The organism is Mesorhizobium amorphae CCNWGS0123 (assembly GCF_001686985.1).
Taxonomy (GTDB): Bacteria; Pseudomonadota; Alphaproteobacteria; order Rhizobiales; family Rhizobiaceae; genus Mesorhizobium; species Mesorhizobium amorphae.
The window spans coordinates 2,036,783-2,057,277 of record NZ_CP015318.1 but is presented as its reverse complement, the minus strand read 5'-3'; the positions used below and the strand labels follow the sequence as shown (position 1 = coordinate 2,057,277).

Sequence of the window (20,495 nt, the reverse complement as noted above, 5' to 3'; positions counted from 1 at the left end):
ATGGCTGAATTGCGTGGAGCGCTGATCGGCTGCGGCTTCTTCGCCGTCAACCAGATGCATGGTTGGTGCGATATCGAGGGCGCCGCAATCGTCGCCATCTGCGACCGTGATCCGGAGCGGCTCGCGGCCGTCGGCGACCAGTTCGGCATCGCCAGGCGCTACACCGACGCGGCGGCGCTGTTTGCGAGCGAAAAACTCGACTTCGTCGACATCGCCACCACGGCACCCAGCCATCGGCCGCTGGTCGAACTGGCGGCGCGGCATCGCGTGCCGACGATCTGCCAGAAACCGTTCGCGCCGACGCTTGCCGACGCCAAGGCGATGGTCAAAGCCTGTGCCGAGGCCGGCGTGCCGCTGATGGTGCACGAGAATTTTCGCTGGCAGTCGCCGATCCAGGCGGTGCGCGCCGTGCTCGACAGCGGCGAGATCGGCACGCCCTTCTTCGGCCGCATCTCCTTCCGCTCCGGCTATGACGTGTTTTCCGGCCAGCCCTATCTGGCGACCGGCAAGCGTTTCATCATCGAGGACCTCGGCATCCACATCATCGACATCGCCCGCTTCCTGCTCGGCGACGTCTCGACGATCACGACGCGCACGCAGCGCATCAATCCGGCGATTGCCGGCGAGGATGTCGCGACCATGCTGATGGATCACCAGAGCGGTGCGACATCGGTGGTCGACTGCAGCTATGCGAGCAGGCTCGCCACCGAGCCGTTTCCGGAGACGCTGATCGAGATCGACGGCAGCGACGGCACGATCCGGCTGGCGCAGGGCTACAAGCTCACCGTCACCGGCAAAAGGGGAACGGCCGTGAGCGATGTCTCGCCGCCGCTGCTGCCATGGGCGTCGCGGCCCTGGCACAACATCCAGGAAAGCGTCGTCGCCATCCAGCAGCACTGGTTGGACTGCCTGGCTAAGGGAACGGAGCCCGCAACCTCCGGCGCCGACAATCTCAAGACCTTCGCGCTGGTCGAGGCCGCCTATGCCGGTGCGGCGAGCCGCGAGCCGGTCCAACTCGATACCTTGCTGAAATGACCGCCGACGCCTTCCTCCTCTACGGCACGCATGCGGTCGAAGCCGCACCGGTTCGGCTCAGCGCAGGCGCGCTTAGCGCCGACTTCGTCAATGGCAATCTGCGCACCATCCGCCATGGCGGCGCCGAGGTGCTGCGCGCCATCGCCTATATCGTGCGCGACCGTGACTGGGGCACCTACGAGCCCGAACTGACCGAGCTGGTCATCGACCAGCGCGCCGACGCCTTCTCGGTCAGCTATGCGGCACGCTGCACGGGGCCGGACGGGAGCAGGCTCGGCTTCCGCGCCACGATCACCAGCTCTGCTGATGGAGAGCTGGTGTTCGACGTCAGTGCGCTGCCCGAGAGCGATTTCGAGACCAACCGCTGCGGCTTCTGCATCCTGCATCCGATCGCCGGCCTTGCCGGCAGCCCGGTGACGGTCGAGCACACCGACGGCAGCGTGGTGGATACCAAGCTGCCGCTGCTGATCGATCCCTGGCAGCCGTTCAAGGATATTCGCGCCATCACGCATCAGGTCCGTCCAGGTGCGGCCGCCGAGTGCCGGATGGAAGGCGACATTTTCGAAATGGAAGACCAGCGCAACTGGTCGGACGCCTCCTACAAGACCTATGTGCGGCCTCTCGCATTGCCATGGCCCTACAAGCTGCCGGCCGGCGAAACCAACCGCCAGACGATCACCCTGCGCATCACCGGCGACGGCAAGGCGCCGGCAGTCGCCACTACCTCCGAACCGGTCCGCGTGGCGCTTGGTGAGCCCGGTGCGGCGCTGCCCGAGATAGGCGTTGTCATCTACCCCGAAAATGTCGAGGCAACGTTGGCGATCTTGCCCTTACTAACATTGCTGGGGCCACGCCAGTTGCTGTTCCACTACGATCCGACGCGCGGCCATGGCTTCGAGGCGCTGCGCGCCTTCGCTCGACTCGCCGAGGCTTACAAGTCGGGCACGACGCTCGAATGCGTGGTTGCCTGCGACGGCGATCTCGATGCCGAACTTTCCGGCATCGCCGGCATGGTGCGCCGGGCCGGCTTGCGGCTCGATGCCATCGCCGTCTCGCCTTCGGTCGACCGGCAGTCGACACCGCCGGGCAGCGTGTGGCCGCCCTGCCCGCCGCTCGAGAATGTCTATGCGGCGGCGCGGCGCGCCTTCCCGGATATCCGCCTCGGCGGCGGCATGTTCAGCTATTTCACCGAGCTCAACCGCAAGCGCGTTCCCGCAGGCCAGCTCGATTTCATCACCCACTGTACCTGCCCGATTGTGCACGCGGCCGACGATCTCAGCATCATGCAGTCGCTGGAGGCGTTGCCCTTCATCACCCAGTCGGCGCGCTCGATCGTCGGCGCAAAACCTTACCGCATCGGGCCGTCTACAATTGCCATGCGGCAGAACCCCTATGGCGGCGCGACCAAGGACAATCCGGATGGCCAGCGCATCGCCATGGCCAATCGCGATCCGCGCCACGCCGGTCAGTTCGCGGCCGCCTGGGCGATCGGCTATGCCGCGCGTGTGGCATCAGCCGGGCTGGAGATGCTGACGCCGTCGAGTTTCGCCGGACCGTTCGGACTGCTGGCCTCGTTGGGCGAGCCCGCCAAGGACGGCGCGCCCCGGCCGCTTTTCCATGCCGTGAAGATGCTTTGCGACCTCGTCGGTCATCAGCATGTCCCTACTGCGGTCAGCGATGACACTCGGGTAGCGGCACTCGCCGGCCGCTCCTCGATGGGCGAGACGATCGTCTGCCTGGCCAACCTGACAGCAGGCGAGGTTCAGGTCGACATTTCCGGTCTGGGCAAGGCATCGCTCATCATGCGGGATGGGAGTGAGCGCGCCATCAGCCTGGATGCAGGCGGCAGGCTGGCGATGCCGCCTCACGCGATGGCCCGGATCGGCTGAACCGTCACTTCTCGGAATTCATCACATAGAGGGCACGCGAGCGTTCAAGGTGCTTGATCATTGCCTTTTCGGCGCCGTCGGCATCCTTCTTCTCGATGCGGCCGATGATCTCCTCGTGCTCGGTCAGCGTGTACTTTTCCTTGCCGGTCCAGATCAGCATCTCGGTGTGGTATTCCTTCAGCCAGCCGAGCATCGCCTCGCTGACGGCGACATAGATCGGGTTGCCCGAGATCGCCGCGATCTGGGTGTGGAACTTCATGTCGGCGGAGATGAAGGCTTCGGAGTCGCCGCGAAAGCTGCGCTGCTCTGCAATGGTGGCCCGCAACCGCTGCACATCCTCGGCCGTGGCCTTCTCGGCGGCTTCCCGGACCATGCCGCGCTCGAAGAAGATGCGCGCGCTTTTGAGGTGCTCCAGCGTGTCCTTCGACGACGACAGGATCATCTTGGCCGCGCCATCGACCTGCCTGATGATCGACTTGGCGGTCAGTTGCAGCACCTTGGCACGCTCGCCATGCGAGATAGCGACGAGGCCCATATTGCTTAGCGCCTGCATCGCCTCGCGAATTGCGGGCCGGCCGACCTCGAAACGCTCCATCAATTCGCGCTCCGACGGCATGTCGTCGCCCGGCTGCAATTCGCCGCTGGTGATCAGGCGCTTCAGTCGCGCAAAGACTTCATCGGAAAGCTTGCGCCGGACGATCGGCTCCGAACGGTTCATCGTCGCGAATCACTCCCTTGACCCTGCTCTATCTAGCATTGCCGCGGCGGTTCCCGGAATGCCCGTCCGCCGGTCGGACCTGTATCCTTTGGGCAGGATATTGCTTGCAATACTTATGTACTCATTATACCAGATTTCGAACGACAGGGAATTGTTTTCGAACCCCCTTTCGACCCGAGACGGCCGGCCATGATCATCCTCACCTATCGCATCGAAACGTCCGGCAGCATCGAGGCGATGGCGGCCAAGATCGCCAGCGACCAGTCGACCGGAACCTTCGTCGCGCTGCCCGGCGAGACTGAGGAGCTGAAGGCGCGCGTCGCGGCCCATGTGCTGGCGATCCGGCATTTACCCGATGCGGAGCAGCCATCCATTCCCGACGCCGGCCCTGGCCCATTCAAGCGCGCCGATGTCGACATCGGCTTCCCGTTCGATGCGATCGGCACCGACCTCGCGGCGCTGATGACCATTACCATCGGCGGCACCTATTCGATCAGGGGCTTCACCGGCATCCGCGTCGTCGACATGAAGCTGCCGGAAGAATTCAGGGGCGCGCTTCCCGGCCCACAGTTCGGTGTCGCCGGCAGCCGCAGGCTGACCGGCGTCGAGGGGCGTCCGATCATCGGCACCATCGTCAAGCCGGCGCTCGGCTTAAGACCACACGAGACGGCCGCGATGGTGGGCGAGCTGATCGAGGCTGGCGTCGACTTCATCAAGGACGATGAAAAGCTGATGAGCCCGGCCTATTCGCCGTTGGCGGAGCGGGTGAAGGCGATCATGCCGCTCGTCCTCGATCATGAGCAGAAGACCGGCAAGAAGGTCATGTATGCCTTCGGCATCTCGCATGCCGACCCCGACGAGATGATGCGCAACCACGATCTGGTGGCGAAGGCCGGCGGCAACTGCGCTGTTATCAACATCAACTCGATCGGCTTCGGCGGCATGGCCTACCTGAGGAAGCGCTCCAGCCTGGTGCTGCACGCCCACCGCAATGGCTGGGACATCCTGACCCGCCATCCCGGGCTCGGCATGGATTTCAGGGTCTGGCAGCAGTTCTGGCGGCTGCTCGGCGTCGACCAGTTACAGATCAACGGCATCGGCTCGAAATACTGGGAGCCGGACGACTCCTTCGTCCGTTCCTTCGAGGCGGTGACGACGCCGCTGTTTTCGCCTGATGATTGCGCCCTGCCGGTGGCGGGATCGGGCCAATGGGGTGGCCAGGCGCCGGAAACATATCAGCGCACCGGCCGCACGGTCGACCTGCTCTATCTGTGCGGCGGCGGCATCGTCAGCCATCCGGACGGACCGGGCGCCGGCGTGCGCGCCGTGCAGCAGGCCTGGCAGGCGGCGGTCGATGGCATTCCGCTGGCGGACTTTGCCAGGAGCCATGCGGAGCTGGCGCATTCGATCGAGAAATTCGGCGACGGCAAGGCGGCTTGAGCCATGCAGGACCTTCTGCTCAGCTATTATGGCGACGACCTCACCGGCTCGACCGACGTCATGGAAGCGCTTGAGCTCGGTGGCATACCGACTGTGCTGTTCATGCGCCAGCCGGACGAAGCTCAGCTGGCGCAGTTCGCCCACTGCCGCGCCGTCGGTCTGGCCGGCTCCAGCCGCAGCGAGTCCCCGCAATGGATGGATACGCACCTCAAGGATGCCTTCGCCTGGCTGAAGACGCTTGGGGCCGAAATCTGCCACTACAAGGTCTGCTCGACCTTCGATTCCAGCCCGACGATCGGCAGCATCGGCCGCGCGATCGAGATCGGTCGCTCGGTGTTCGCGCAGGAGAGCGTGCCGCTCGTGGTCGGCGCGCCGCAGCTCAAGCGCTACACCGCCTTCGGCCATCTGTTCGCCGCCTATCGCGACAAATACTACCGCATCGACCGCCATCCGGTGATGCGCCGCCATCCGGCGACGCCGATGGACGAGGCCGATCTTTTGATCCATCTGTCGCGGCAGACCCGGCTTGCCTCGGGACTGCTCGATCTGGCGACGCTGCAGTCCGCCTCGCGGTCGCAAGCGTTCGATCGCCTTGTAGAGAATGGCGCGGCCATCGTGCTCGTCGACGTCGACAGCCGGGAGACCCAGACGCTTGCCGGAAAGGAGCTATGGCGCACGCGCAGGCCGGGGGGCACCTTCGTCGTCGGCTCCTCGGGCATCGAATATGCGCTGCTCGCTGCATGGGCTGAGACCGCGACCGTGCACGCCGAGCCTCGCTTTTTGCCACCGGGCGTGGCCGACCGGATCGCGGTGGTGTCGGGCAGCTGCTCGCCGACGACGGAACGGCAAATCCGGCATGCTCTGACCGACGGCTTCGACGGGATCGAGGTCGACCCGGTCGAGCTGATCTCGGAGAGTTCCGAAAACGCAATCGCCCGCGCGGCGGCAGCCGGTTGCGGCAGCCTGCAGGCGGGGCGCAGCGTCATCCTCTACACGGCGCTCGGGCCTAAGGCCGACCGCGGTGCCGAGATCGACCGCCAGGAAGGCGCCCGCCACAAGCTCAGCCGCGGCCTCGGCGCGCTGCTTCGCGAACTGACGATCGAACAGAAATTGAAGCGAGTGGTCATCGCCGGCGGCGACACGTCGAGCCATGCGCTCGGCCAGATGGGCGTCGATGCGCTGACGGTCAGGATGCCGCTGCCGGTGTCGCCTGGCTCGCCGCTCTGCGTTGCCCATTCCAGCATCGAGGCGATCGACGGGCTAGAGGTCGCGTTAAAGGGTGGGCAGGTAGGAACCGACCGCTATTTCTCGTCCATCCGTGACGGCCTTCGCAGTTGACAGTAGCGTTGGGCTGGTAAACCGCAAAACCTGGAGAGAAACATGCACAGGCCATTAGTGCTTCAACTTGCGCCGAAGCACCGAGCGAAAACATGTATGCTCGAAAGTGGACCAGCAGAGCCCCTCCCTACCAGCCTTTGGGGGGTAGGTTGAGCGATGACCGCTTTCGGGAAGGCTGCGCTTCGCCAGGAATGGCGGACATGCTGCGCGAAGCAGACCCGCCTTTGTGCACGTCATTCTACGCTGTAGCCCTCTCTCTTTTTGAAAGGTCTTTACATCATAGGGGACGTGGGCGCAGATCGGAGATCGAGAATGCCAGTTCAGCGGAAGTGCGATATGGACACGAAAACAATTTTCGACAGTGAAAGTCGCCACCGAAACTGCGGTAACGCCGCCGTTTGCGTCACTCCCACTCAATGGTGCCGGGCGGCTTTGAGGTCACGTCGTAGACGACGCGGTTGATGCCGCGCACTTCGTTGATGATGCGGGTGGCGGCGGCGCCGAGGAAGGCCATGTCGTAGTGGTAGAAATCCGCCGTCATGCCGTCGACGGACGTCACGGCGCGCAGGGCGCAGACGAACTCGTAGGTGCGGCCGTCGCCCATCACGCCGACGGTCTGCACGGGAAGAAGCACGGCAAAGGCCTGCCAGATGGCGTCGTACAGGCCGGCCTTGCGGATCTCGTCGAGATAGATGGCGTCGGCCTCGCGCAGGATCTCCAGCTTTTCGCGAGAGATGCCGCCCGGGCAGCGGATGGCGAGACCGGGGCCGGGGAAGGGATGGCGGCCAATGAAGCTCTCGGGCAGGCCAAGCTCCTTGCCGAGCGCCCTGACCTCGTCCTTGAACAGTTCGCGCAGCGGCTCGACCAGCTGCATGTTCATGCGCTCGGGCAGGCCGCCGACATTGTGGTGCGACTTGATGGTCACCGACGGGCCGCCGGTGAAGGAGACGCTTTCGATGACGTCGGGATAGAGCGTGCCCTGGGCCAGGAAATCGGCGCCGCCGAGTTTTTGTGCCTCTTCCTCGAACACTTCGATGAACAGCCGGCCGATGGTCTTGCGCTTCTTCTCGGGGTCGGACTCGCCTTCCAGCGCCGAGATGAAACGATCCGAAGCGTCGACCAGGATCAGCGGCAGATTGTAGTGCTGGCGAAACATCGCCACCACGCCTGCCGCCTCGTCCTTGCGCATCAGCCCGTGGTCGACGAGGATGCAGGTCAGCTGGTCGCCGACCGCCTCATGGATCAGCAGTGCCGCGACCGAGGAATCGACGCCGCCCGACAGCGCGCAGATGACCTTGCCCTTGCCGACCTGCTTGCGGATGGTCTCGACCGCGTGCTCGCGATAGGCCCGCATCGTCCAGTCGCCTTCGATGCCGGCGATGTTGTGAACGAAATTCCGCAGCAGCTTTGCGCCGTCCGGCGTGTGCACCACTTCGGGGTGGAACATGATGCCGTACATCTTGCGCTCGACATTGCCGAAGATGGCGAAGGGCGAGCCTTCCGACCGGCCGAACACCTCGAAGCCCTTGGGCAAGGAGATGACGCGATCGCCATGGCTCATCCACACCTGGTGGCGCTGGCCGGGCGCCCACAGGCCCTCGAACAGCGGGTTGTCCTTCTCGATCTCGACATAGGCGCGGCCGAATTCGCGATGGTCGGAACTTTCGGCGACGCCGCCCATCTGCACGCATAGCGTCATCTGGCCGTAGCAGATGCCGAGCACCGGCACGCCGGCATCGAAGACGATTTGCGGCGCGCGCGGGCTGCCGATGTCGGAGGTCGATGCCGGACCGCCGGAGAGGATCACCGCTTTGGGATTGATGCGCTTGAAGGCCGCCTCGGCCGACTGGAACGGCACGATCTCGGAAAACACGCCGGCCTCGCGGATGCGGCGGGCGATGAGCTGCGTAAACTGGCTGCCGAAATCGACAATCAGGACGGTGTCGGGGTGATTGGCTGTCTTCATGGCGAGCGTTTAGAGAAAGAAATGAGTCGGCGCAATGGGTTGCGGGGCCGCACCGTCAATCCGGTCAGACGCCTTCTGAAGCAAGCTGCAGCGCATCTGAGGCGATCGCCTGCTCAAGCCGCCCGACCGCACCGGCCAGCTTCTCGTCGATGACGTGCAGATATTCCTTCCAGTCATTGACGTGCTTCAGGTCGGCGGCGCCGTCGGAAATGCCGCGCAGGCCGATCAGCGGCAGGCCGAAAAGCTGGCAGGCCCGCAGGCAGGCGAAGGTCTCCATGTCGACCATATCGGCGGCGATGGCATCATAGGCGGCGCCGGAAATGACCGCGCCACCGGTCGACAGCGTCGCCTGCCTGATGCCGGGAATTCTGAACGGCAAAGGCACTGCCACCGGCAGGTCGAGAAACGGCGTGGCGCCCTTCTCGAAGCCCAGGGGCGAAGCATCGATGTCGCGATAGGCGACCGAAACCACCTGGTAGATTTCAGTCTGCTCCAGCGTCCGGCTGCCGGCCGAGCCAAGCGAGACGACGAGATCCGGCAGCATCTTTTCGGCCTTCAGCCGGGCAAACTCGGCGCCCAGCCTGACACCGGCCTCGACCGGCCCGACGCCGGTCATGACAGGCGTGAACAGGCGCTTGAGATGCGGACCGTACTCGGCCTCCACCGCCATGACGAAGAGGACGGACTTGCCCGACAGCATAGTCTGGTCAACGGATGCCTTGCCAGTCATTCAATTCTCCCTGCTGGCCGGGGGCCCGCTACCTGCGGCAGCTCCCCGGTTCGAGCCCTTTGAAAGGTCCACCGGACCTTTCAATTCGCCTTCGGCGAACCGGGCTCTCACCCTGCAATGCCATCGCGGTCGACCACAGTCATCATCGTGCCGGTCATGGTGGCGATCAGCTTGGCTTCGCCGTCGGCGGCGAAGGCATAGGCCTGGCCGTCGGCGACGATGATGGTGCGGCCGGGCTTGGTCACCGAGCCTCGGAACAAGAAGCGCTCGCCCCTGCCCGGCGCCAGGAGATTGACCTTGAACTCGATGGTCAACACAGTGGAATTCTCCGGCATCAGCGAGAACGCCGCGTAGCCGCAGGCCGAGTCCAGCGCCGTCGAGATGACGCCGGCATGCAAAAAGCCGTGTTGCTGGGTGAGCGCCGCCGAATAGGGCATCTCGATCTCGATGATGCCGGGCGTGACCAGGGTCAGTTCGGCGCCGATGGTCGTCATTGCTTTCTGACGCGCAAACGACGTCCTGACGCGGTCCTCATAATCCGGAGCGGGTACGATCTTTGCTGCCATTGGCCTTCGCCTTCATTGCACTAGTCAAGCTTATCGCAGAGGCATGGGCGGCAGGCAATCGCTAATGCTGCAGTGCAGCAATCGGCCTGCCGCCCTGCCTGAGCCGATGCCAACTCCGTTGGCCGGCAAAACGATCAGCCTGACCGGCGCAGCGCGCAGAGGTAAAACCCGTCCGTGGCGCTGAGTGCCGGCGACAGCGAAATGCCGCCGGCAGCGCCAATGCGCGCGGCCGCTGCATGGCCCGGAAAATGGCCGTCCCAGAGCGCCCGGTGATCGACCGCGCTAAAGCCGTCGTGGCGTTCACGGAAGGCCGCGACCTGGTCGCTGTTTTCTGCGTCGAACACCGAACAGGTGATGTAGACCAGCAGGCCGCCGGGTTTGACGAACGCCTTCGCCGCGTCGAGGATTGCCGACTGCTCGCCCTTGCGCTGGTCGAGCTGTCTCTGCGTCAGCCGCCATTTGGCATCGGGGCGGCGCCGCCAGGTGCCGCTGCCGGTGCAAGGCGCGTCGACAAGCACGATGTCCATATGGCCTGACAGCGGCGCGAGTTCCGCCGGCTTGCTGACGATCTGGATGTTGCGGTTTTCCGAACGGCGCATGCGGTCGAAGATCGGCGCCAGGCGCGCCTTTTCGGCGTCATGGGCGAAGATCTGGCCGCGATTGCCCATCTCGGCCGACAGCGCCAGCGTCTTGCCGCCGGCGCCGGCGCAATAGTCGAGCACCTGCATTCCGGCCTCAGCACCTGTCAGTGCGGCGACGATCTGCGAGCCCTCGTCCTGGACCTCGAACCAACCTTTCTGAAAGGCGGGCTCGGCCTGCACGTTGGGGTGCCGGCCGTCGCCGTCGATCGGCGGGATGCGGATGCCCTGCGGCGCAAGGCGCGCCGACTTGGCGCCGGTGTCGGCGAGTTCTACCAGCACCTTGCCGCGATCGGCCTGCAGCGTGTTGACCCGCAGGTCGAGCGGCGGGCGGGTGGCAAGGGCAGCCCCCTCTTCGACCCAGGCCTCGCCAAAAGCCCGTTCGAAGAGCGGTTCGCACCAGTCGGGAATATCCGCGCGCACTGCTTCCGGCGCGTCTTCGGGCCGGCGGGTGGCGAGCGCCTTCAGTTCGTCGGCGTCGAGCAGCGGCGGCGCGAACTTGTCTCCGTCGAGAGCGTCATTCAGCGACTGCGCCGTCTGCCCCCATTCGAGCAGCAACGCGCCGAAGCCGATGGCGCGCGGCGTGTCCTGGCCCAGCAGCCAGCCGGCGGAGCGCCTGCGGCGCAGCGCGTCATAGACGATGTTGCCGATCGCCGCGCGGTCGCCGCCGCCGGCGAAGCGGTGCGACAGGCCCCAATCCTTCAGCGCATCGGCCACCGGCCGGTGGCGCCGGCCAATGTCTTCCAGCACTTCGATGGCCGCCGCCAACCTTCCGCCCAGTCGCATTCTCGTCTTCCGATGCTCAGCAATTCATGTCCGGCCCTGCTCTTAGAGCCTTTCATGCCCAGATTGAAATAGTTCCGTTTGCCCATGGCGACACGGCCGACGCCGAATGTGGCGAAGGTCCGATGGCATGCATCCTGCGAGCCGCCCGAAAAAGCAGTCGTTTTCCAGCCACAACGAAACAATTCGATCAATACATTAAAGCTCTCTAATGCGCGCGACTGGCGTGCACAAGCATGCCGGCTGGAGCAAGCGCTCTTCTTTCCAAGTTTTCCGGTTGCGAATACTCTTGCGGCCATGATTCGCATCGCAGAAAAAGCGCAACCGCGGATCGATACGAGGAGAGGGCAATGAAGACTTATCTGGCGGAAGTTCTAGGCACGTTTCTGTTGGTGTTCATCGGCACGGCTTCTGTGGTCACGGGCGGCTTCGGCGGCGCGCTGCCGCTCGGTCAGGAAGGCATCGGCCTGGCGTTCGGTATCGGCCTCATTGCGGCGGCCTATGCGATCGGCCCGATCTCGGGCGCGCATCTCAACCCGGCGGTGACGCTCGGCGTCTTCCTCGCCGGCCGGCTGCCGGCCAAGGACGTCGTCCCCTACTGGATCGCGCAGATCATCGGCGCCATCCTGGCCTCGCTGGCATTGTGGATCATCGTCTCCGGCCAGGTTGGCGGACATACCGGCGGTTTCGGCGCGAATGGCTGGGACGAGGCGAAATGGGGCGTCAGCTCGGCCTTCCTGTGGGAGCTTATCGGCACCTTCACCTTCGTCACCGTGACCCTCGGCGTCACCGCGGAAAAGCACTCGACGGCGTTTGCCGGGCTGGTCATCGGCCTGACACTGGCGGGCATCCACTTCGCCATGATCCCGGTCACCGGCACCTCGGTCAATCCGGCCCGTTCGATCGGTCCGGCGCTGTTTACGGGCGGTGCGGCCCTCAGCCAGCTGTGGCTGTTCATCGTCGCCCCGCTGATCGGCGGCGCCATTGCCGGCGTGGTCGCCAAGGCACGTATCTTCGAGAAGGACTGACAGGTTCAGCCTAACGAAAAAGGCGCGGGCCACGGCCCGCACCTTTTTTTGCTAGGCATAGCTTTGTTCTGGATCAGCCGGCGATGTCGAAGCGGTCGGCGTTCATCACCTTGGTCCAGGCCACCACGAAGTCTTTCGCAAACTTCGCCTTGGCGTCCGCCGTCGCATAGACTTCGGCCAGCGCGCGCAGCTGCGAATGCGAGCCGAAGATGAGGTCGGCGCGGGTGCCGGTCCACTTGACTTCGCCGGTCTTGCGGTCGCGGCCCTCGAACACGTCCTTGGCATCCGACGTCGCTTTCCACTCCGTGCCCATGTCGAGCAGGTTGACGAAGAAGTCGTTGCTCAGCGTCTCCGGCTGCTTGGTGAAGACGCCGTGCTTCGACTGACCGGCATTGGCGCCGAGAACGCGCAGGCCACCGACGAGAACCGTCAGCTCAGGTGCGGTCAGCGTCAGCAACTGCGCGCGGTCGACCAGCGCCTCCTCGACAGTGAGGCGCTGCTTGCCACTGACATAGTTGCGGAAGCCGTCAACGGTCGGCTCCAGCGGCGCGAAGGAGTGGATGTCAGTCTGCTCCTGCGAGGCGTCCATGCGGCCCGGCCAGAACGGAACGTCCACGCTGTGGCCAGCCGCCTTCTCGATGGCGGCATTGCCGCCGAGAACGATCAGGTCGGCAAGCGAGACCTTCTTGTCGCCGGACTGCGCCGCGTTGAACTCGTTGCGGATCGCCTCGAGCTTGTCGAGCACCTTCGCCAGCTCGGCCGGCTGGTTGACGGCCCAGTCCTTCTGCGGCGCCAGGCGAATGCGCGCGCCATTGGCGCCACCACGCTTGTCGGAACCGCGGAAGGTCGAGGCCGACGCCCAGGCCGTCGAGACCAGTTGCGACACCGACAGGCCTGCGGCAAGGATCTTGCCCTTCAGCGCGGCCGCGTCCTGCTCGTCGATCAAGACATGATCGACCGCCGGGATGACGTCTTGCCAGGACAGCTCTTCCTTGGGAACGAGCGGGCCGAGGTAGCGCACGAGCGGGCCCATGTCGCGGTGGGTCAGCTTGTACCAGGCGCGGGCGAACGCGTCGGCAAACTGGTCCGGATTCTCATGGAAGCGCTTCGAGATCGTTGCGTAGGAAGGATCGAAGCGCAGAGCAAGGTCGCTGGTCAGCATGGAGGGCGCATGACGCTTTCCGGCGCTGTGCGCATCCGGCACGGTGCCGGCGCCGGCACCACCCTTCGGCGTCCACTGATGGGCGCCGGCGGGGCTCTTGGTCAGTTCCCAGTCGAAGCCGAACAGATTGTCGAAGAAGTCGTTGCTCCATTTGGTCGGTGTCGTCGTCCAGGTCACTTCCAGGCCGCTGCCGATCGCATCGCCGCCCTTGCCGGTGCCGAATGTGCTGGCCCAGCCGAGGCCCTGCTGCTCGATGTCGGCGCCTTCCGGCTCGACGCCCACCAGCGAGGCATCGCCGGCACCATGGGTCTTGCCGAAAGTATGGCCGCCGGCGATGAGCGCGACGGTTTCCTCGTCGTTCATTGCCATACGCGCGAAGGTGTCTCTGATGTCGCGCGCCGAGGCCAGCGGATCCGGGTTGCCGTTCGGGCCTTCCGGGTTGACGTAGATGAGGCCCATCTGGACGGCGGCGAGCGGGTTCTGCAGATCACGGTCGCCGCTATAGCGCTCGTCGGCCAGCCATTTGCCTTCGGGACCCCAGTAGATGTCTTGCTCGGGCTCCCAGACATCGGCGCGACCGCCGGCGAAACCGAAGGTCTTGAAGCCCATCGATTCCAGCGCCACGTTGCCGGTCAGGATCATCAGGTCGGCCCAGGAGATCTTGCGGCCGTATTTCTGCTTGATCGGCCACAGAAGGCGGCGAGCCTTGTCGAGATTGACGTTGTCCGGCCAGCTGTTCAGCGGCGCGAAGCGCTGCTGACCGGCTCCGGCGCCGCCGCGGCCGTCGGCGATACGGTAGGTGCCGGCGCTGTGCCAGGCCATGCGGATGAATAGCGGCCCGTAATGGCCGAAGTCGGCCGGCCACCACTCCTGCGAGTCCGTCATCAGCGCATGCAGGTCCTTGATCAGGGCGTTCAGGTCGAGGCTCTTGAATTCCTCGGCATAATCGAACGCCTCACCCATCGGGTCGGACAGACCGGACTGCTGGTGCAGAACCTGAACGTTCAGCTGGTTCGGCCACCAGTCGCGGTTGGCCCTGGCTGCGGTGGTGTGCACGACGGGGCATTTGCCCGCGCTGTTGTCATCGGTTTTCGCGTCCATCTTTACTCTCCGATTTGCTGAATCTTTTTCCGGGCGGCCTTGAGCCGCCACTCTGGAATGGTTCCAGACTAGGGTGGTTTGACGATAAAAACAAATTGCCTTTCCTGTTTTTTCCAATAGGTTTTTCTTATGATAGGTCTCACCGTCCGGCAGATGCAGTATTTTGAGGCGCTGGCGCAGACGCTGCATTTCGGCCGCGCAGCGAAACTCGCCGGCGTCAGCCAGCCGGCGCTGTCGGCGCAGATCGCCGAGATGGAGCAGCGGCTCAACTGCCGGCTGTTCGAGCGCGGCGGCAAGGTGGTGCGGATGACCGATGAAGCGCTGACCCTACAGCCCCGCATCGAGCGCATTCTGGCCGATATACGTGACGTCGAAACGACCGCAAGGCGCGGCCGCCCGGCCATGGAAGGGCGCTTCCGGCTGGGCATCATCCCGACGGTTGCGCCCTATCTGTTGCCGCATGTGCTGCCGGAGCTGAAACGGCATTTCCCGGCCCTGCAACTCGAACTGCGCGAAGCGGTGACCGCATCGCTGATCGAGGACAGTGCCTCGGGCAGGCTCGACGCCTTCATCGCCGCCCTGCCGCTCGATCATCCCGGCCTGGTCAGCGAGGAGCTGTTTTGCGACCGGTTCTTCCTCGCCGTGCCATCGGGCGATCCGGCCTTCGCCTCGCCGCCGGTGCCGCCGGAAAGCCCGGCGCTGGAACGGCTGATGCTTCTTGAGGAAGGCCACTGCCTGCGCGAACAGGCGCTCGCGGTGTGCGGCAGCGTTCGCCCGGTGGCAATGGCAAGCTACGGCGCCACCAGCCTGACGACGCTGTTGCAAATGGTGGCGCACGGGCTCGGCGTCACGCTGATCCCCGAAATGGCGACAGGCCCGGCCAGCGTGATGCCGGATCTCAAGATCGTACCGTTCCAGGAGCCGATGCCGCAGCGCACGATCTGCCTGGCCTGGCGGCGCAACAAGGTACGGCACGACGAATGCATTGAGCTGGCGAAAATCATTCGTGGGCTCGATGCGGCAGTGCTGGCGGCCTGAAGTGCTGCCCCAATAGACCCCAGATCGGAAAACTGGCGCAAAGGCGAATCCAGGGTCTCGCTTTGGCGCGCCCTCGGAAAAGGACCTTAGGTCAGGCGCGCTGGAGAATATCCGCCTTGATGGGCTGGTCGAATTCCAGTGAACCTTCGCTGGTACGCGCTGCCGCCGCAAGCACGGCGGCTCTGATGGCAGATTTGTTTTGCTCGACAATTTCGCGTCGCGATGGATCGACAGCTACAATGCGATCCAAAAAGCCGTCGGCGGTTGGAAAGACATCGCGACGAACGTAGTTCAACGTCGCCATCCGAGAGAGCACTCCAGACAATGTGGCCGTTTCGATCGCGCGTTGCGCCGCTAGCCGGACAACGGTCTCGTCCTCGACCAATCGAAGAGCCGAGAAGAAGGTGCCGGCCGGCAACGGCTCGACAATGATCACGACGCCGTTTGGCCTGATAACGCGCGCCGCTTCGCGAAGCGCTACCGGCATCGTCATTTCGGGAACGTGGTGAAGCGCATTGATCATCGTGCAGAGGTCGAATGTCGCGGTGTCGAAAGGAAGAGCCTCAGCCACGCCTTCGAGGAAATTGGCCTGCGGAACAGCCGCTGTGGCAGCCCGTATGGCGTCCACGCCCGGATCGATGCCGACCACCTCCGCGCCTTCGGCAGCAAGCTGACCTGCAAAATTGCCGGCCCCGCAACCGATGTCGAGAATCCTAAGCCCAGCGATCGATGGGCGCGCCGATCTGACAACCGCCAATGGACTGTCTACAGGTTGCACTGCCGTCCACCTTTACCCTTGATCGTAGCCAGTTCGCGGGCGCCTCATCTGCTTCGATATCCAATCCGGCTCATCTCTTTGCGAGATGGTCAACCAGACGGGCTACCTCCTCGGCAATGCCGGGTACCGTGCCCGATTTCCGCGTTGATGCGAGATCGAGGCCGGCAAAATAGATGCCGGGATCGACGCCGATGCCGTCCTCGTGCAGGGGCTGACCGGTCGCATCCAGCGCGCCCGGCAGCCCAACCCATCCGAAATCACCAGTAAAGCCGGTAGACCAGATTATCGAAGAGATCCCGCTCGCCGCCAGGTCGATCGAGCGGATGGGTGGGCTCGGCAAGTGCAGTTCGATGGTTTCGGCCGGATCGTCCTCGGCCGGAGGCGCCTGAAGGCCGGCGCGCTCGATATACTGGTCGACAAGGCGCTTGGCATCTGCAGAGACCTCATCGGCAAAGCGAATATGGTCATCGAGCTCCTCGCCAAAGATGAGGCTGCCGTTGTCCACGCCGAGAAATCGACCAAGCAGCACGACGCCTTGCGCGCTGAGAGACTGCAGGCTGATGGTGTGTGTCGCCCCGAGCAACGGGCGCGCCGGCAATTTGCCGGATGGCAGGATTAGTTCCCGGCGCGGGAGATCGAGATGACCGCTCAGGGTCAGCCAGTTGAGCATGCTGCCGCCGCGATAGTGCCGCACCCAGCGGCCATTGCGGCATGTCGCCAGAAAGACGGAGCGCCCAGCCAGAGCCAGGTCTTCGGCAATCTGGCCTCCCGATTGACCGCTGCCGACCACCAGTACCGCACCGTCGTCAAGTGCGGCCGCACTGCGATATGCGGAGGAATCGATCTGGCGAAGTGCCGACGGCAGCTCGGCGGACCAGGACGGGCGGACCGGACAATTCAGATTGCCAGTCGCGATCACCACGTTGCACGCCCGAATCGTGCCATCCGGCGTCGCTACCCGATAGTGCCCATCGTCTCTTGTCAGTTCCTGCACCGGAATCCCGGTTCTCACCGGTAATCGGTGCCGCTCGACGTAGCTCTCCAGATAGGCGACGAATTCGTGGTGCGTTATGGCACCCCAAGGATCCGCCCCGCTGTAGGAATCGCCGGGCAGGATCGAGCGTATATTGGGCGAATTCAGCCGGAACGAGTCCCATCGCTGCATCCGCCATGTCTCGCCGATGCGGCTTCGTTCAAGCACGCAATGCTTGAGCCCTTGCTGTTTCAGGAAATAGCTCGCGCCGAGCCCGGCCGAGCCGGCGCCTATGACAACGGAATCGAGTATCCCCTCCACCCAGTTCCCCGACGCAGATACACTTCAAAACAATAGTGTGAGTGGGCGGACGCGAGGGCGCTCACCCTTGCAATGCGGCGAGGCATTTCGTGCCGCCAATTCGACCGCACCTAAACAAGGACAGCATACTGTAAAGCGCCTGTTTCTGACAGTCCCAAGGATGGAGGCTTTCCGGCGTCGCGGATCATCTTCGGCGTGACTCTTTCCGTCGAAGGCTCAGCTTGCTCATGAGTAACCCGCCGGGGCTTTTGTGAAGCCCCGGAACCGTCCGCCCTCTCCACGCATTTCGGTGGATGGTGAGCAAGCCTATTTTCAACGATGCTGCGAGCGGGTCACCGGCTGGCTGGACAATCAAGCTTGGCGATTCCCCCGTCATCGGCACGGCGATCCACAGCGGCTCCGACGTCGGGCGCGCTTGCCAATCGCTCATGTGCATCCCCGACCCTGACCGGCTGCGGGAGGAGGACCCCTTCACCGAGCAATTTATCGCCGATTTCCCGACCCAGATCGTCGTTCATCGATCGCGCTTTCAAGTCGACCTGAACCGCGTGCGCGAGGCTGCGGTCTACCGGTCGCCGGACCAGTCCTGGGGCCTGAACGTATGGCGAGAGCCGCCCGCCGAGGACATTGTGGACGAGTCCCTCGCCTTTCACGACGCGTTCTATGGCGAGCTCAAGCGTGTGCTTGCCGATGTCGAGAAGCGCTACGGCAAGTTCGTCCTTGTCGATGTCCACAGCTACAACCACCGGCGCGAAGGGCCGAAAGCAGCGCCTGCCTCGCAAGATGGCGCGCCTGACATCAATATCGGCACATTCTCGATGGACCGCACGCGCTGGGCGCCGATCGTCGACGCCTTCACGGAGGCGCTGCGCGGCCAACGTTTCAATGGCGAACCGATCGACGTGCGCGAGAATGTGTCTTTCCAGGGCAAGGGCGAACAGACCCGTTTTGTCCATGCCAGTTTCCCTGAGACCGGGTGTGCCATCGCGGTCGAGTTCAAGAAGATCTTCATGGACGAATGGAGCGGCGAGCCCGACTGGGCAGCGATCGAACGGCTGCGCGCCATGCTGGCGTCCACGGTGCCCGTTCTCGAGGCCGCGCTGCGGGGCATGAGATGAAGCCGAAGCTCGTCGAGGCTGCGTCTCCGTTGGCGGAGATCGAAGCGGACCTGGACGCGCTTTTCCAGGACCGCAAGCCGATCCGCCGCGAGTTCGGCGATGGCAACCGTCTGCACATCGATCGGCCGCTGCCCTTTCTCTGCGTTCATGTCGGGTCGCAGCAGGATGCGGCGTTCCAAATTGTTTCCGCCAATGCGTCCTATCTGATCGCTGCCGAAAGTGGTGTCGCCGGCGAGGTCGCGCGGCTGGTGGCGCGAAGGATGCACGATCATTGCGGCGCATTCCTCGTGCTCGATATTGGCGAGTTGGCCGAAGACCGGTTTCTGACGGAGGACGTACCGTTCCTGCCGCCTTTCGAGATTGCACTGTCCAGTGGCGACACGGCGGCGGAGAAGGCGGCGCTCAAGCGCTTCGCCACTGCGGCGTCCGGACGCGAAGCGAAATACCGCACGCCGCGCGTCGACGAATTCATTCCCACGACACGCGCCGAAGCACGGCTTTCGGATGATCTCGGCGATGTGGCGAGGCTGACGGTGCGCTTCGCGCCGATCTACAGGGTGCCGGGCAGCGAGCGGGTCTATCCCGAATTGCGTGACCTTGTCGTCGCCAACATGGTGGATTCCGCACTCCAAGCGGTCAGCGCCTTTCTGAAGGCATCAAAGCTGGAACCGCCAGCAACCCATCGTTCGCTGGGGCGTCGAGCCTACATCGACGCTGTCGTGCGCGCCGACCGGGCACTCGACAGCGTCGCGTCGACATTCGATTTCCTGCTTGCCGTCACGCCGATCAACGCCGAACCAGCCTGGCGGGAATTCCAGGCGGGTGGCTTCGAGCATGTCCCTGCACTGCTCTACAGGCCGCTCGAATTCGAGGTCGCCGCCCAGAAGCGGAAGCTCTATTCGGTGTCGCTCGATCATCTGGAAGATCCCCTGCTGACCACGCTGCTCTCGCAAAAGCAGCAGGAGCTCGATCTCCAGCTGTCGTTGCTCGCGGCACGCGAGACGCCCCGTTTCGTCGAACTCGGGCGGGCCCTCTATGGCAGCGTCGAGCCGAGCCTGGCGGCGAGAGCACGCGCCATTCTGGAGAAGGCGCCCGGCGATGCTTCGGCGGCGAGGCAGGAGGGGCTGGGCGCTGACGCCGTCGCCGCGGCGGCGCGAGACATGATCGCCGGATACCGCGCCGCTTACTCCGATTTCGATGCCTCCGTGGAGATCCGCGGCGACCTGCCGGCCGGCCTCCTCGTCTCTCGAAACCTGCTGCTGGTTTCGCGCGATACCAACCTTCCACCGGAGCGTCTGACCGCGCTGCTCAGTCACGAGATCGGCGTCCATCTGCTGACCTATTTCAACGGCGATGCGCAGGGGCTCGCCATCTTCCGCAACGGGCTCGCCGGCTACGAGGGCATGCAGGAGGGACTGGCCGTACTGGCGGAATATCTGGTCGGCGGCATGACCGCGGCGCGGCTGCGGCTGATCGCGGCCAGGGTTATCGCGTGTCAGGCGATGCTCGCTGGCGCGACGTTCGAGGAAACCTTCCGCATTCTCCACCAGGATTTCGGTCTCGACGAGCGCACCGCCTTCAACGTCGTGCTGCGTGTGTTTCGAGGCGGCGGCCTGGCAAAGGACGCCATCTATCTGCGCGGCGTGGTGCAGGTCCTCGATCATCTGAGGAATGGCGGCAGCCTCACGCCGTTCTGGATCGGCAAGATCTCTGCCGCCCATTTCGGCGCCATCCAGGAACTCAACGCGCGCGGCTTGCTGCGCGCGCCGCGCCTCGAACCCGCATTCCTTTCTTCCGACGCGGCGCGTCCGCGGCTCAAGAGAGCGATGGCAGGTATCGATCCGATCGATATGGTTGAGACTTGAGGGAGCAC

General features: G+C 64.4%; 16 protein-coding genes. 8 read left to right on the top strand and 8 right to left on the bottom strand.

Annotation, left to right across the window (positions count from 1 at the left end):
• Together A6B35_RS09560 and apnL are read left to right on the top strand one after the other, a co-directional pair.
• Entirely contained in the window at positions 1-1,035 is a 1,035-nt protein-coding gene (locus tag A6B35_RS09560; RefSeq protein ID WP_006205026.1) for a Gfo/Idh/MocA family protein, read from the top strand.
• A complete protein-coding gene (apnL, locus tag A6B35_RS09555) occupies positions 1,032-2,924 on the top strand; it encodes a D-apionate lactonase (protein WP_006205025.1) in 1,893 nt (630 codons plus the stop codon). Before A6B35_RS09560 ends, apnL begins: the two co-directional genes overlap by 4 nt.
• Positions 2,925-2,928: 4 nt before the next feature.
• Here the strand turns inward: apnL and A6B35_RS09550 are convergent, their stop codons facing one another.
• Entirely contained in the window at positions 2,929-3,642 is a 714-nt protein-coding gene (locus A6B35_RS09550) for a transcriptional regulator NanR (RefSeq protein WP_006205024.1), read from the bottom strand.
• A 189-nt stretch (positions 3,643-3,831) separates the two neighbouring features.
• Between A6B35_RS09550 and oiaX the strand changes: the two genes are divergently transcribed.
• Both oiaX and A6B35_RS09540 read left to right on the top strand, forming a co-directional pair.
• Positions 3,832-5,082, top strand: coding sequence for a 3-oxo-isoapionate-4-phosphate decarboxylase OiaX (gene oiaX, locus A6B35_RS09545; protein ID WP_006205023.1), 1,251 nt, complete (start codon positions 3,832-3,834; stop codon positions 5,080-5,082).
• 3 nt (positions 5,083-5,085) lie between these two features.
• Positions 5,086-6,420 (top strand): four-carbon acid sugar kinase family protein, encoded by a 1,335-nt coding sequence (locus tag A6B35_RS09540; RefSeq protein ID WP_006205022.1) that lies wholly within the window; start codon positions 5,086-5,088, stop codon positions 6,418-6,420.
• A gap of 403 nt (positions 6,421-6,823) precedes the next feature.
• Here the strand turns inward: A6B35_RS09540 and guaA are convergent, their stop codons facing one another.
• From guaA to A6B35_RS09520, 4 genes are all read right to left on the bottom strand, one after another.
• Entirely contained in the window at positions 6,824-8,386 is a 1,563-nt protein-coding gene (gene guaA, locus A6B35_RS09535; RefSeq protein WP_006205021.1) for a glutamine-hydrolyzing GMP synthase, read from the bottom strand.
• A 64-nt stretch (positions 8,387-8,450) separates the two neighbouring features.
• Positions 8,451-9,116 carry a 5'-methylthioadenosine/S-adenosylhomocysteine nucleosidase gene (locus A6B35_RS09530; RefSeq protein WP_006205020.1) on the bottom strand — a complete coding sequence of 222 codons (666 nt, stop codon included), beginning with the start codon at positions 9,114-9,116 and terminating at the stop codon, positions 8,451-8,453.
• Positions 9,117-9,223: 107 nt separating this feature from the next.
• On the bottom strand, positions 9,224-9,682 hold the full coding sequence (locus A6B35_RS09525; protein ID WP_006205019.1) for a PaaI family thioesterase: 459 nt from the start codon (positions 9,680-9,682) through the stop codon (positions 9,224-9,226).
• 134 nt (positions 9,683-9,816) lie between these two features.
• Positions 9,817-11,106, bottom strand: a complete 1,290-nt coding sequence (locus tag A6B35_RS09520) for an RsmB/NOP family class I SAM-dependent RNA methyltransferase (RefSeq protein WP_006205018.1) — start codon at positions 11,104-11,106, stop codon at positions 9,817-9,819.
• Positions 11,107-11,453: 347 nt separating this feature from the next.
• Here A6B35_RS09520 and A6B35_RS09515 point away from each other — a divergent pair, with 347 nt between their 5' ends.
• A complete protein-coding gene (locus A6B35_RS09515; RefSeq protein WP_006205017.1) occupies positions 11,454-12,131 on the top strand; it encodes an MIP family channel protein in 678 nt (225 codons plus the stop codon).
• A gap of 73 nt (positions 12,132-12,204) precedes the next feature.
• On the opposite strand, the gene katG is transcribed toward A6B35_RS09515, so the two are convergent.
• On the bottom strand, positions 12,205-14,394 hold the full coding sequence (gene katG / locus A6B35_RS09510) for a catalase/peroxidase HPI (RefSeq protein ID WP_006205016.1): 2,190 nt from the start codon (positions 14,392-14,394) through the stop codon (positions 12,205-12,207).
• 129 nt (positions 14,395-14,523) lie between these two features.
• Between katG and A6B35_RS09505 the strand changes: the two genes are divergently transcribed.
• Positions 14,524-15,432, top strand: a complete 909-nt coding sequence (locus A6B35_RS09505; RefSeq protein WP_006205015.1) for a hydrogen peroxide-inducible genes activator — start codon at positions 14,524-14,526, stop codon at positions 15,430-15,432.
• Between the two features lie 91 nt (positions 15,433-15,523).
• On the opposite strand, the gene A6B35_RS09500 is transcribed toward A6B35_RS09505, so the two are convergent.
• Together A6B35_RS09500 and A6B35_RS09495 are read right to left on the bottom strand one after the other, a co-directional pair.
• Positions 15,524-16,210 (bottom strand): class I SAM-dependent methyltransferase, encoded by a 687-nt coding sequence (locus A6B35_RS09500; protein ID WP_040583625.1) that lies wholly within the window; start codon positions 16,208-16,210, stop codon positions 15,524-15,526.
• 70 nt (positions 16,211-16,280) lie between these two features.
• The gene (locus A6B35_RS09495; RefSeq protein WP_006205013.1) at positions 16,281-17,504 is read right to left on the bottom strand and encodes a flavin-containing monooxygenase; all 1,224 of its coding nucleotides are present in this window, start codon (positions 17,502-17,504) and stop codon (positions 16,281-16,283) included.
• 293 nt (positions 17,505-17,797) lie between these two features.
• On the opposite strand from A6B35_RS09495, the gene A6B35_RS09490 reads away from it, so the two are divergent.
• Complete coding sequence (locus tag A6B35_RS09490) at positions 17,798-18,622, top strand: N-formylglutamate amidohydrolase (protein WP_006205012.1); 825 nt, start codon at positions 17,798-17,800, stop codon at positions 18,620-18,622.
• A complete protein-coding gene (locus tag A6B35_RS09485) occupies positions 18,619-20,487 on the top strand; it encodes a flavohemoglobin expression-modulating QEGLA motif protein (protein ID WP_006205010.1) in 1,869 nt (622 codons plus the stop codon). The genes A6B35_RS09490 and A6B35_RS09485 overlap by 4 nt, the downstream gene beginning before the upstream one ends.
• Positions 20,488-20,495: the final 8 nt, after the last annotated feature.

Excerpts from the sequence above, each read along its gene's own strand:
- A6B35_RS09560 (WP_006205026.1), top strand. The coding sequence starts at position 1 with ATGGCTGAATTGCGTGGAGCGCTGATCGGCTGCGGCTTCTTCGCCGTC.
- apnL (WP_006205025.1), top strand. The coding sequence starts at position 1,032 with ATGACCGCCGACGCCTTCCTCCTCTACGGCACGCATGCGGTCGAAGCC.
- A6B35_RS09550 (WP_006205024.1), bottom strand. The coding sequence starts at position 3,642 with ATGAACCGTTCGGAGCCGATCGTCCGGCGCAAGCTTTCCGATGAAGTC.
- oiaX (WP_006205023.1), top strand. The coding sequence starts at position 3,832 with ATGATCATCCTCACCTATCGCATCGAAACGTCCGGCAGCATCGAGGCG.
- A6B35_RS09540 (WP_006205022.1), top strand. The coding sequence starts at position 5,086 with ATGCAGGACCTTCTGCTCAGCTATTATGGCGACGACCTCACCGGCTCG.
- guaA (WP_006205021.1), bottom strand. The coding sequence starts at position 8,386 with ATGAAGACAGCCAATCACCCCGACACCGTCCTGATTGTCGATTTCGGC.
- A6B35_RS09530 (WP_006205020.1), bottom strand. The coding sequence starts at position 9,116 with ATGACTGGCAAGGCATCCGTTGACCAGACTATGCTGTCGGGCAAGTCC.
- A6B35_RS09525 (WP_006205019.1), bottom strand. The coding sequence starts at position 9,682 with ATGGCAGCAAAGATCGTACCCGCTCCGGATTATGAGGACCGCGTCAGG.
- A6B35_RS09520 (WP_006205018.1), bottom strand. The coding sequence starts at position 11,106 with ATGCGACTGGGCGGAAGGTTGGCGGCGGCCATCGAAGTGCTGGAAGAC.
- A6B35_RS09515 (WP_006205017.1), top strand. The coding sequence starts at position 11,454 with ATGAAGACTTATCTGGCGGAAGTTCTAGGCACGTTTCTGTTGGTGTTC.
- katG (WP_006205016.1), bottom strand. The coding sequence starts at position 14,394 with ATGGACGCGAAAACCGATGACAACAGCGCGGGCAAATGCCCCGTCGTG.
- A6B35_RS09505 (WP_006205015.1), top strand. The coding sequence starts at position 14,524 with ATGATAGGTCTCACCGTCCGGCAGATGCAGTATTTTGAGGCGCTGGCG.
- A6B35_RS09490 (WP_006205012.1), top strand. The coding sequence starts at position 17,798 with ATGGTGAGCAAGCCTATTTTCAACGATGCTGCGAGCGGGTCACCGGCT.
- A6B35_RS09485 (WP_006205010.1), top strand. The coding sequence starts at position 18,619 with ATGAAGCCGAAGCTCGTCGAGGCTGCGTCTCCGTTGGCGGAGATCGAA.